Annotated in this window: 8 protein-coding genes, 1 tRNA gene and 2 rRNA genes; 3 read left to right on the plus strand and 8 right to left on the minus strand. The window is 61.8% G+C overall.

Translation table 11 applies throughout. The annotated features are described in order from the left end of the window. Positions 1-5: 5 nt before the first annotated feature. Positions 6-1058 (minus strand): agmatine deiminase family protein, encoded by a 1053-nt coding sequence (locus VZC39_RS19380; RefSeq protein WP_434664590.1) that lies wholly within the window; start codon positions 1056-1058, stop codon positions 6-8. 116 nt (positions 1059-1174) lie between these two features. Between VZC39_RS19380 and VZC39_RS19385 the strand changes: the two genes are divergently transcribed. Beyond that, positions 1175-2056: a LysR substrate-binding domain-containing protein gene (locus VZC39_RS19385; protein ID WP_349920073.1), complete on the plus strand. Its 882-nt coding sequence runs from the start codon at positions 1175-1177 to the stop codon at positions 2054-2056. A gap of 52 nt (positions 2057-2108) precedes the next feature. Beyond that, a complete protein-coding gene (dhaR, locus tag VZC39_RS19390; protein WP_434664592.1) occupies positions 2109-4025 on the plus strand; it encodes a dihydroxyacetone kinase operon transcriptional regulator DhaR in 1917 nt (638 codons plus the stop codon). Positions 4026-4092: 67 nt separating this feature from the next. On the opposite strand, the gene dhaM is transcribed toward dhaR, so the two are convergent. The 4 genes from dhaM to VZC39_RS19410 all read right to left on the minus strand — a co-directional run bounded on the left by dhaM (position 4093) and on the right by VZC39_RS19410 (position 8096). Continuing rightward, complete coding sequence (dhaM, locus tag VZC39_RS19395; protein WP_434664594.1) at positions 4093-4803, minus strand: dihydroxyacetone kinase phosphoryl donor subunit DhaM; 711 nt, start codon at positions 4801-4803, stop codon at positions 4093-4095. 1 nt (position 4804) lies between these two features. Further along, positions 4805-5434, minus strand: coding sequence for a dihydroxyacetone kinase subunit DhaL (dhaL, locus tag VZC39_RS19400; RefSeq protein ID WP_434664596.1), 630 nt, complete (start codon positions 5432-5434; stop codon positions 4805-4807). 9 nt (positions 5435-5443) lie between these two features. Continuing rightward, complete coding sequence (gene dhaK, locus VZC39_RS19405) at positions 5444-6514, minus strand: dihydroxyacetone kinase subunit DhaK (RefSeq protein ID WP_434664598.1); 1071 nt, start codon at positions 6512-6514, stop codon at positions 5444-5446. Between the two features lie 223 nt (positions 6515-6737). Continuing rightward, positions 6738-8096: an NCS2 family permease gene (locus tag VZC39_RS19410; RefSeq protein WP_349920078.1), complete on the minus strand. Its 1359-nt coding sequence runs from the start codon at positions 8094-8096 to the stop codon at positions 6738-6740. Positions 8097-8309: 213 nt separating this feature from the next. Here VZC39_RS19410 and VZC39_RS19415 point away from each other — a divergent pair, with 213 nt between their 5' ends. After that, on the plus strand, positions 8310-8642 hold the full coding sequence (locus tag VZC39_RS19415; protein WP_349920079.1) for a cupin domain-containing protein: 333 nt from the start codon (positions 8310-8312) through the stop codon (positions 8640-8642). Between the two features lie 151 nt (positions 8643-8793). On the opposite strand, the gene VZC39_RS19420 is transcribed toward VZC39_RS19415, so the two are convergent. The 3 genes from VZC39_RS19420 to VZC39_RS19430 all read right to left on the minus strand — a co-directional run bounded on the left by VZC39_RS19420 (position 8794) and on the right by VZC39_RS19430 (position 12088). Further along, positions 8794-8870 (minus strand) — tRNA-Asp (locus VZC39_RS19420). Positions 8871-8965: 95 nt separating this feature from the next. After that, positions 8966-9080, minus strand: a 5S ribosomal RNA gene (gene rrf / locus VZC39_RS19425). 119 nt (positions 9081-9199) lie between these two features. Continuing rightward, positions 9200-12088, minus strand: a 23S ribosomal RNA gene (locus tag VZC39_RS19430). Between the last annotated feature and the right edge of the window lie 128 nt (positions 12089-12216).

Here is a 12216-nt window from a genome sequence, read left to right on the forward strand (position 1 = left end):
TATCCTTAACCTTGCAACGGCCAGGCCGGCTGCTGCTGAGTGATGCAGTGAATGCCACCGCCGCCGTGGGCCAGTTGGTTGATACGCACCGGCACCAGCTGCCTGTCCGGGAAGGCGAGCCTCAGCACCTCGCCCGCCGCCTCGTCCGCTGCCACGCCGTAGGCAGGCATGATGATGGCGCCATTGGCGATGTAGAAGTTGGTGTAGGAGGCGCAGAACACCTCGGCCTCGGCGTCCACCGCCTCGCTCGCTTCGAACAGCTCGAGGCACTCAAAGGATCGCCCCCTGGCATCGGTGGCCAGGGCCAGGGCACGGCGGTTCTCCCGCACGACCCGGCCATAGGTGGAGTTGGCATCCAGGGTCGCGTCCACCAGCAGGTGGCCGGGGCGGCTGAAGGCACAGACCCCGTCCACATGACCGTCCGTCATGTCGCCGGTGACGTGGTCGGGATCCCCCGGCAGCCAGATAGTCTTCTCGATGCCGAGCAGGCGGCTGAAGATCCCTTCGATCTCCCGTTTATTCATGCCGGGGTTGCGGTTGCTGTTGAGCAGCACGGATTCCGTGGTGATCAGGGTGCCCTCGCCGTCCACGTGGATGGCGCCCCCCTCGTTGGCGAGGAAGCTGCCGATGCACTCCAGCTCCAGGCTGTTGAGGACGCGCCGCGCCAGCCCCTCGTCCAGACCGTGGGCCGACTTGCCGCCCCAGGCATTGAAGCGCCAGCTGATACCGGCGGTACCGAGATCGGGATGGCAGATGAAGGTGGGGCCAGAGTCCCGGCACCAGCTGTCATCCACCGGCAGGGGAATGAAGCGCACCCCCTCGCCGCACAGGCCGCGCGCCTCTGCGATGGCACTGGGGTCCACCACCAGGTTCACCGGTTCGAAGCGGGCGATGGCGTTGACCACCCGGGCGAAGTCCTGCTGCACCTGGGGCAGGGTCACACCCCAGCCGTTTTCCCACAGCGCCTTGTTGTGCGGCCAGACCATCCAGGTCGCCGCGTGTCGGCACCACTCGGCGGGCATAAACCAGCCTGTTGCCACCATTCCCAGCTCGCGCATCTCAGCCTCTCTGATTAGGTACTATTAAGGTTGTTGACGATGGGAATAGACTATTCTCCCGAGAGATGGGTAACAAACGATCGATTTTCGGTAAAAGTGATAAGTGGAGCTAATCAATGATGTTCAAACACTGGCCTCCCCTCAACGTGCTGCGGGGCTTCGAGGCGGCGGCCAGGCTCGGCAGTTTTCATCAGGCGGCGCAGGAGCTGCACCTGACCCAGTCTGCCATCAGCCAGCAGATCCGCTCCCTGGAGGAGCTGATCGGCCAGCCCCTGTTCTATCGGCAGGGTCGCTCCGTAGCCCTGACCGACGCGGGCCAGGATCTGCTGGAAACCACCCAGAAGGTACTGCTGCAACTGGCGGTGGGGATCCAGCGGCTTGAGCAGTATCGCAAGCCGAACCAGCTGGTGCTCAACACCAGCACTGCCATCGCCCGCCACTGGCTGCTGCCCCGGCTGGCCGATTTCCACCGCCAGCATCCCGGCATCGATCTCTGGCTGTTCACCGGCGACGACACCCCGAACATGGCCGAGCAGACCATAGACATAGCGCTGCGCTGGGGCCTGGCACCCCAGGTGGAGTGCCGCCATCAGCCGCTGCTGGCGGATCGGCTGCTGCCGGTGGCGAGCCCGGCGGTGCTGGCACAACCGGCGCAGGAGCGCACCACCTTGCACGGGGAGCGGGAGATGGACTGGCACCACTGGACCCTCAAAGGGGGAGAGGATCTGCAGCTGCTCACCCAGGGGCTCAACTTCTCCGATCCCGGTCTGCTGCTGGATGCCGCCCAGGCAGGCCTGGGGGTGGCGCTGGTGAGCGAGCGACTCTCCCGCACGGCCCGCCAGCAGGGACTGCTGCAACCCCTCTCCAGCCACAGGGTCCCCGGCCCGAGCTGGAGCCTGCTGGTCCATCAGGAGAGCGATGGCGGCCACCAGTGCCGCACCTTCTGCCACTGGCTGGAGCGGCAGTTTGCCGAGGGGGGTGAGGAGGCGAACCTCTGAGGGGGGTCACTGAATCGGCCAACCCGCCGTGGTTAAATGGTGGATTAGCCCCATGCCGGAATTCGCCGTGATCCAGCCATCCATCCAGCCACACCCGTCCTGGCCCGACGACCTGCAGGCCTCCTGGCTGCGCTGCGCCCACCAGACCAGCCGGGAGCTCTGGCACCCGCCCCACAGCGCCAGGGGCCAGACTCTGCACAGCCTGCGCCAGCGCAAGCGGGACTTGCTCACCACGGGGGAGATGGCGCTCGAGGATCTCTACGAATACATGGAGGGGCGCCCCTGCGCCCTGCTGCTGACCGACGAGAGCGGCTGCCTGCTGGCCCGCACCGGCCACGGCGAAACCCTGGCAGAGCTGGAGGCCCTCGGTTTTGGCCCCGGCGCCTTCTTCAGCGAGGGGCGCATCGGCACCAATGCCGTCAACCTGGCGGCCCTGACGGGCACGCCCCTCACCGTCAGCGGCATCCAGCACTTCAACCGTACCCTGCACCCCTGGCACTGCTGCGCCAGCCCGGTCTACAACAGCCATGGCCGCCAGGTCGCCATCATCGCCCTGGCGTGCAAGGTGGAAGCCGCCACGGCCGGCGATCTCGCCCTCACCGTCAGCGCCGGGCGCGAGCTGGCCAACCTGCTGCGGGCGGAGACCCTGATGCAGGAGTCCCAGCATCACCTGAGCGAACTGTATGCCCTGCTCGATGGCATGGATGACGGCGTGCTGGCCTGGGATCCCCAGGGACGGTTGCGCTACCTCAACGCCCTGGCGGCGCGGCAACTGCGCCTCGATCCCGAACGCAGCCTCGGCCAGCCACTGACCCAGCACCTGTTGCTGCCCCAGCGACTGCGGCTCGCCATCGAGGGGCAGACCCCCCTTAGCCACGTGGAGCTGACCCTGGAGCGGATCGGCGAGCAGGACGGGGAGTTCATCAACGCCCTGATGAGCCTCAAGCCCTTGCCGGGGCCGGACGGGGTCGGTTTCATCGCCCTGATCCACCCCGCCGATCGATTGAGGGCCATCCATCAGTTGCGCCAGTCGGTGCCCGAACTCTCCACCCTGGTGGGGGAGTCCGGCCCCATGCGCACGCTGCTGCGCCATGCCCGGCAGGCGGCCCAGAGTGCGGGGCCCATGCTGCTGCGCGGCGAGGAGGCGGTGGGCAAGGGGCAGATCGCCGAGGCCATTCACTTTGCCGGTGAGCGCGCCGACGGCCCGCTCATCCTGTTCAACTGCCAGGCCCTGCCAGCGGAGCGGATGGCGCTGGAGCTGATGGGTTCCGATGAAGCGGGGCAGGAGCGGGCCGGCAAGTTCGAACTGGCCCATGGCGGCACCCTGGTGCTCGAGCAGATTGAGTATCTGGCGCCGCCCATGCAGGCGGCCCTGCTGCAACTGCTCAAGACGGGCCGTATCCAGCGCTTCGACTCGGCCCGGATCCTGCCCTTGAGGGTGCGGATCATCGCCACCAGTAGCGCTTCGCTGGAGCAGAGGGTGCAGGAGGGACAGTTCGGCCGCCAGCTGCTCTATGCGCTGCAGGCCTGCGAGCTCTGGGTACCCAGCCTGCGCGAGCGTGGGGCCGACCTGCCCGCCCTTATCGGCCAGCAGTTGAACGCCCGGGGGCGAGCGCCCCATCGCCACTTCAGCCCGGCGGCCCTGGACTGCCTGCTGGCCTACCCCTGGCCCGGCAACCTGGGGGAGCTGCGCAGTGCCGTCGAGCACGCCCTGCTGCATGGCGGCGACGCCCCCATTCCCCCAGAGGCCCTGCCCGTCGCCATTCGTCATGGTCATCGATTGCTGGCAGACGAGGTGGTGGGACAACCCCTGCTCAGCCTGGCCGAGCTGGAGTGCCAGGCGATCCGGCGCAGCGCCCTGGCCTGTCAGGGCCAGATCGGCCTGATGGCCCGGCAACTGGGGATCAGTCGCACCACATTATGGCGAAAAATGAAGCAGTGGCAGATAGATCCACTCGTGCCGCAATAAATGGCAGATAAAAACGAAAGAGAGGGGCCTGGGCCCCTCTCTTCTATGCTGGCATCTTCCTGCCAAACTATTCCCCGAAGCGCCCCTCGGCCACGGCTTTGAAGGCCTGGATTGCCTGCTCCGCCTCGGGGCCGCTGGCGCGCAGCTCGATCTCGTCCCCGCAGCGCACATCCAGCATGGCGAGCCGGGTCAGGCTGCGGGGGTTGATCCCCTTCTCCCCCTTGTAGAGGGTGAGCTCGGCATCGAACGGCTTGAGGGCCGCCACCAGTTTGGCGGCGGGGCGCACATGCAGGCCGTGGGGATTGCACACCCGATGGCGCCAGCAGAGGGTGGCCACAGAAGCGGGCTCCGACACAGTCACCTCAGGGGCCGGCCCCCCCAGCATGGCGATCTTGGCCTGCAAGCCCGCCACCGCCTCGGCGGCGACCTCGTCCAGGGTCAGACCGGCTCCGGCCGCCACCACGGCGGCCAGGGTCCCCTCCACCAGAGGGGCCGGGCTGAGCCGCACCCGGGCACTCAGCTCGGGGGGCAGCAGCTCCAGAGCTGTCTCTGCGCTCAGCAGGGCGGAACCGAGATCCATCAACACCAGCACGCCGCGGCCGTCGTCCGCCTGCTCGATGGCGTTCATCACGGCGATGGCATCGGTGCCGATGGGGTGCTCGGGATCATCCACACCGGCCGCCAGCAGCAAGGGCGCCGGACTGCCCAACTGGGCGGCGAGCTCACCGATGCCGGCAGCCAGGGTGGCGCTGTGGGAGACAACGACGATACCTACCATGTCACAACCTCGCCCGGTCACGCAGGGCGGTGAGCAGCAGCAGGGTCGAGGTGGCCCCGGCATCCTGATGGCCGATGCTGCGCTCCCCCAGATAGCTGGCGCGTCCCTTGCGGGCCTGCATCTGGATGCTGGCCTCGGTGCCTGCCGCCGCGGCCGCCACGGCTCCGTCCAGCGCCTCAAGCAGGGGCAAGCCTTGCTGCTGTGCCTGCTGCAAGGCCGCCAGCGCCGGCCACCAGGCGTCACACATGGTCTTGTCGCCAGGCTCGGCGCGGCCACGGGAGACGATACCCTCCACGCCGTCTGTCAGCATCCGGGTCAGCTGATCCAGGTTCAGGCTCTGGCAGGCATCGGCGCTGGCGGCCGCACGAATGAAGAAGGTGCCGTAGAGGGGGCCGCTGGCCCCGCCCACCGAGGAGAGCAAGGTCATGCCGGTGGTCTTCAGCACCTGACCGATGTCCTTGTCTGCCACCGCAGGCAGCTTCTCCGCCACCTTGGCAAAACCCCGCTGCATGTTGAGGCCGTGATCCCCGTCGCCGATGTCGGTATCCAGCGCGGTGAGATAGTCGCGCTGTTCGGTGAAGATGTGCTCGCAGTCGAGCAGCCAGTTCACTATCTGATGTTTGCTTAACATGATTCTTCCTCAGCAGCCACGGCGCAACGCCGGGGTATGGACGGGAGCATCCCACAGGGTCATCAGCTCGTCATCCACCTTGAGCAGGGTGATGGAGATCCCGCTCATGTCGAGGGCGGTGCAATAAGGGCCGACGAGATTTCTGACCAGGTGGATACCGGCCTCCTCGCACAGGCTGGCGAGCTGCCCATAGACCCCGTAGAGCTCGGAGAGGGGGGTGCCTCCCAGGCTGTTGACCAGGGCGATCACCCTGTCCCCTTCCTGGAGGGGTTCAATGAAGACGTGCTCCTCCTGCCAGCGGCCAGCCTCTCTGTCCCAGTGGCGCAGGGTTCGGCCATAGGGGCTGTTGTCGGTCAACTCCCTGAACATCTCATCCACCAGGTTGTCCAGGGTCGTGAAGGGGCGCCGCGCAATGCCGGGCTCACCGTGAATGCCGACGCCGAACTCCAGCTCGTTGTCCGCCAGGGTGAAGGAGGGCTTGCCCGCCGCGGGAACGGTGCAGGCGTGGGTGGCCACCCCTATGGTGCGGCTCTGGTTGTTGATGCGCCGCGCCAGCGCCTCGCAGCGATCCAGGTCATAGCCCGCCTCGGCGGCGGCCCCCACCAGTTTCTCGCACAGCACTGTGGCTGCCACCCCGCGGCGACCGGCGGTGTAGAGGCTGTCCTTGACCGCCACGTCGTCATCGATGAGGGCAAAACCGACCCTGACTCCGTCGCCGTGCAGCAGCTCCACGGCCGTCTCGAAATTGAGCACGTCGCCGGTGTAGTTCTTCACCAGAAACAGGACGCCGGCGCCACCGTCCACCGCCTGGCCGCACTCATACATCTGATCCGGTGTCGGCGAGGTGAAGATCTCGCCGGGGCAGGCACCATCCAGCATGCCCATCCCCACCAGGCCGCCGTGCATGGGCTCGTGACCGCTGCCGCCACCGGATACCAGCGCCACCTTTCCCTTCACCGGCGCATCGGCACGGGTGATGTAATGGGGCTCGATACGCACCTTCAGTTCGGGGTGGGCAGCGGCCATCCCCATCAGTTGTTCACGGACCACGGCATCGACGGCATTGATCAGCTTCTTCATGGCTCACTCCTCGACTCGCCCAGGGGCGGATGATTGATGGAACCAGTCTAACGGGCGAAAACGGGATAAAAATGACGGGCCAGATGGTCAGGATTTGGAACCGGGATGGGGGTATCGGCGTTTCAATTTGAAACGATGGATAGCCAAGGAGCGGAAAACTGTTAGGCCCCTCACAGAGACGAAAAAGGGCTCCCGTGGGAGCCCTTCTCGACATCGGTTTGGCTTAGATGGCCCAGCCACCGGCGTAGAACACCACCAGTGCCACGGCGATGATGACAGTACCGACGTTGAGCTTCTTCCACTCGGCAGCGAACAGTCGACCGACCACCAGGGCCACGAAGCCCAGCATGATACCGGTGACAATGTTGCAGGTGAGCACGATGAAGACAGCGCACAGCATGCCGGAGAGCGCATCCACCGAATCCTTGAAATCCAGCTTGGTGACGTTGCCCAGCATCAGCAGGCCGACATACATGAGCGCGGGTGCGGTGGCGTAGGCCGGCACCAGATAGCTCAGGGGGGAGAGGAAGATCATCAGCAGGAAGAGCACGCCCACCAGGGTCGCGGTCAGGCCTGTCTTGCCACCGGCGGCGGTGCCTGCGGCTGATTCGATGTAGACGGCGGCCGGAGCCCCGCCCACGGCGCCCGCCACCATGCTGCTGACGGAGTCGGCGGTCAGGGCCTTGCCACCGCTGATGATATGGCCACGCTCGTTGATGAGGCCGGCCTGACCCGCCACGGCACGGATGGTGCCGGTCGCATCGAACACGGCGGTCATGACCAGCGCCAGCACGGTCGGGATCACCACGGGGTTGAGAGCGCCCAGCAGATCCATGCTGCCCACGAGCGACCCCTTCTCACCAGTCAGGCTCGGCATGGCGAAGAAGCCCTGCCAGGTCACCTTGGGATCGAAGGCAAGACCCAGGGCGGAGATGGCGATGATCACCATCAGGATGCCGCCCGGCACCTTGCGACGCTCAAGACCGAAGATGGCCGCCAGCCCCAGCACCGTCATGATGACCGGGAAGGAGGTGACCTCACCGAGCTGGACCGGCAGGCCGGCCCCTTCGTTCTTGATCACCATGCCGACGCCGTTGGTGGCGATCAGCAGCAGGAACAGGCCGATACCGATGCCGGTACCGTGGGCGATGCCGGAGGGCAGGTTGTCCAGGATCCACTGGCGCACGCCGGTGACGCTGATCAGGGTGAACAGCACCCCCATCAGGAAGATGGCACCCAGCGCCACCGGAATGCTCAGCCCCTGTCCCAGCACCAGGCTGAAGGCGGTAAAGGCGGTGAGGGAGATGGCACAACCGATGGCCATGGGCAGCTTGGCCCAAAGCCCCATCAGCAGGGAGCCGAAGGCGGCGATCAGGCAGGTCGCCACGAACACGGGCCCCTGCTCAAAGCCTGCGACACCCAGCATGTTCGGCACGACGATGATGCTGTAGACCATGGCCAGGAAGGTGGTCAACCCGGCCAACAACTCCTGGCGTACGCTGCTGCCGCGCTCGGAGATGGAAAAATAGGAATCCAAAAAGCCGCCTTTCCCTGCTTGGGCGGCGATATCTTGCGTTGCCATAACTCATCCTGAAAGTGTGAAGGAAATCGTTTGCTTTTATGGCTGCGCAAAATAGCAAGAATTTGTCAGGATTGCAGCGACTTCTCCGAACTTTTCCACAAAGTCATGATAAAAAGCCTCACTTGTGACTCATTTCCAATCTGGGACAGGCGACTCCGCCGGGGGAGAGGCTTCTATACTGCAATGACATTCTGTATCTGACCGGAGATGAGCATGCACACGCGCAATCTGTTGAACGACATCCCCTCCCCCCTGCCCACCGAGTTCTTCCAGGATCTGGTCAGCACCAACCACCTGCGGATCGAGCGTATCGTCTCCCATGGCCATCAGACCCCTCCCGGGGAGTGGTACGATCAGGATGAACATGAATGGGTATTGATCGTGCAGGGAGAAGCCAGCCTGCTGTTTGTGGATCCCCAGACCCAGGAGCAGCAACAGGTCCTGCTGGGACCGGGGGACCACATCAACATCCCCGCCCGCCAGAAACACAGGGTGGAGTGGACCCATCCAGATATACACACCATCTGGCTCTGCGTGTTCTACTAAGCGATCCTGGGGTGCAATCAGCCATCTGCGGTGAGATATGCAAGACATGGAGATTCACCAAGCAGGAAGGGAAGACTCGCCCGGGTGAGCATGAAGTCGAAAACGCATAAACGAAAAAAAGCCCAGTCGTTAGACTGGGCTTCTTAAGTAGTGGCGGAGCGGACGGGACTCGAACCCGCGACCCCCGGCGTGACAGGCCGGTATTCTAACCGACTGAACTACCGCTCCGCATTCGGTTAGCTTTCGCTAAATCTTTTGCCGCTTATCTGAGGTGTCATCCTCGCAGCCAATCGCGCAATGTGTGCACAACTGTTTAATTGGGTGCCTGGCAGTGTCCTACTCTCGCATGGCGAATGCCACACTACCATCGGCGCTACCGCGTTTCACTTCTGAGTTCGGCATGGGATCAGGTGGTTCCACGGCGCTATGGCCGCCAGGCAAATTCTTAATCTAGAAAGCTGACGTGAATAACGATGTCGCTCTTGGCTCGTCGCTATCACTGAATTTGAGTAGTTCATGCACTTGCTACAAGGCCAGAAACACTTCTTGGGTGTTGTATGGTTAAGCCTCACGGGTAATTAGTATGGGTTAGCTCAACACGTCGCCGCGCTTACACACCCCACCTATCAACGTTGTGGTCTCCAACGGCCCTTTAGGACCCTCAAGGGGTCAGGGATGACTCATCTCAGGGCTCGCTTCCCGCTTAGATGCTTTCAGCGGTTATCGATTCCGAACTTAGCTACCGGGCAGTGCCACTGGCGTGACAACCCGAACACCAGAGGTTCGTTCACTCCGGTCCTCTCGTACTAGGAGCAACTCCCTTCAATCATCCAACGCCCACGGCAGATAGGGACCGAACTGTCTCACGACGTTCTGAACCCAGCTCGCGTACCACTTTAAATGGCGAACAGCCATACCCTTGGGACCGACTTCAGCCCCAGGATGTGATGAGCCGACATCGAGGTGCCAAACACCGCCGTCGATATGAACTCTTGGGCGGTATCAGCCTGTTATCCCCGGAGTACCTTTTATCCGTTGAGCGATGGCCCTTCCATTCAGAACCACCGGATCACTATGACCTACTTTCGTACCTGCTCGACCTGTCCGTCTCGCAGTTAAGCTGGCTTATGCCATTGCACTAACCTCCTGATGTCCGACCAGGATTAGCCAACCTTCGTGCTCCTCCGTTACTCTTTGGGAGGAGACCGCCCCAGTCAAACTACCCACCAGGCACTGTCCGCGAGCCCGATTCAGGGCCCTGCGTTAGAACATCAAACATACAAGGGTGGTATTTCAAGGACGGCTCCACGACAACTGGCGTCATCGCTTCAAAGCCTCCCACCTATCCTACACATGTAGGTTCAATGTTCAGTGCCAAGCTGTAGTAAAGGTTCACGGGGTCTTTCCGTCTAGCCGCGGGTACACCGCATCTTCACGGCGAATTCGATTTCACTGAGTCTCGGGTGGAGACAGCATGGCCATGGTTACACCATTCGTGCAGGTCGGAACTTACCCGACAAGGAATTTCGCTACCTTAGGACCGTTATAGTTACGGCCGCCGTTTACCGGGGCTTCGATCAAGAGCTTCGCTTGCGCTAACCCCATCAATTAACCTTCCGGCACCGGGCAGGTGTCACACCCTATACGTCCACTTTCGTGTTTGCAGAGTGCTGTGTTTTTGATAAACAGTCCCAGCCATCTGGTCACTGCGACTCCCGACAGCTCCATCCGCAAGGGACTTCACCATCAAGAGCGAACCTTCTCCCGAAGTTACGGTTCTATTTTGCCTAGTTCCTTCACCCGAGTTCTCTCAAGCGCCTTGGTATTCTCTACCCGACCACCTGTGTCGGTTTGGGGTACGATGACTTGTAATCTGAAGCTTAGAGGCTTTTCCTGGAAGCAGGGCATCAATGGCTTCCGCACCGTAGTGCGTTCGTCTCGTGTCTCAGTGTTGTGTCTCCGGATTTGCCTAGAAACACCACCTACGCACTTTCACCAGGACAACCGTCGCCTGGCCCACCTAGCCTTCTCCGTCCCCCCATCGCAATTACAAGTCGTGCAGGAATATTAACCTGCTTCCCATCGATTACGCCTTTCGGCCTCACCTTAGGGGTCGACTCACCCTGCCCCGATTAACGTTGGACAGGAACCCTTGGTCTTCCGGCGAGGAGGCTTTTCACCCCCTTTATCGTTACTTACGTCAGCATTCGCACTTCTGATATCTCCAGCATGCCTCTCGACACACCTTCGCAGACTTACAGAACGCTCCCCTACCACTCACGCTTAGCGTGAATCCGCGGCTTCGGTGCCTGGTTTGAGCCCCGTTACATCTTCCGCGCAGGCCGACTCGACTAGTGAGCTATTACGCTTTCTTTAAATGATGGCTGCTTCTAAGCCAACATCCTAGCTGTCTGAGCCTTCCCACATCGTTTCCCACTTAACCAGAACTTTGGGACCTTAGCCGGCGGTCTGGGTTGTTTCCCTCTTCACGACGGACGTTAGCACCCGCCGTGTGTCTCCCGGATATTACTTACTGGTATTCGGAGTTTGCATGGGGTTGGTAAGTCGGGATGACCCCCTAGCCCAAACAGTGCTCTACCCCCAGTAGTATTCGTCCGAGGCGCTACCTAAATAGCTTTCGGGGAGAACCAGCTATCTCCGAGTTTGATTGGCCTTTCACCCCCAGCCACAGGTCATCCCCTAACTTTGCAACGTTAGTGGGTTCGGTCCTCCAGTTGATGTTACTCAACCTTCAACCTGCCCATGGCTAGATCACCCGGTTTCGGGTCTACACCTTGCAACTAGACGCCCAGTTAAGACTCGGTTTCCCTACGGCTCCCCTATACGGTTAACCTCGCTACAAAATGTAAGTCGCTGACCCATTATACAAAAGGTACGCAGTCACCCCGAAGGGCTCCCACTGCTTGTACGTACACGGTTTCAGGTTCTATTTCACTCCCCTCACAGGGGTTCTTTTCGCCTTTCCCTCACGGTACTGGTTCACTATCGGTCAGTCAGGAGTATTTAGCCTTGGAGGATGGTCCCCCCATGTTCAGACAGGATGTCACGTGTCCCGCCCTACTCGATTTCACATCAAGGTTGTTTTCGTGTACGGGGCTATCACCCTGTATCGCCGGCCTTTCCAGGACCGTTCCACTAACTTCCAAGATGCTTAAGGGCTAATCCCCGTTCGCTCGCCGCTACTGAGGGAATCTCGGTTGATTTCTTTTCCTCGGGGTACTTAGATGTTTCAGTTCTCCCGGTTCGCCTCCGTTAGCTATGTATTCACTAACGGATACCCAGCTTGTGCTGGGTGGGTTTCCCCATTCGGAAATCTGTGAGTAATAGCGTCTCTTACCGACTTCTCACAGCTTATCGCAGGTTAGTACGTCCTTCATCGCCTCTGACTGCCAAGGCATCCACCATGTACGCTTAGTCACTTAACCATACAACCCCAAGAAGTGTCGTCGAAACGACGCGACTCGTTGCTGTACAACAAGGACCAAATAAAATTTGGTTTTCGCCAAGAAGTTTCCAAAGCACTTGTAACAAATGTTTGAGAACTACTTTTTAA

Origin of the sequence: Aeromonas sp. NJAU223 (genome assembly GCF_051125555.1) — a bacterium.
Classification (GTDB): Bacteria; Pseudomonadota; Gammaproteobacteria; order Enterobacterales; family Aeromonadaceae; genus Aeromonas; species Aeromonas veronii_G.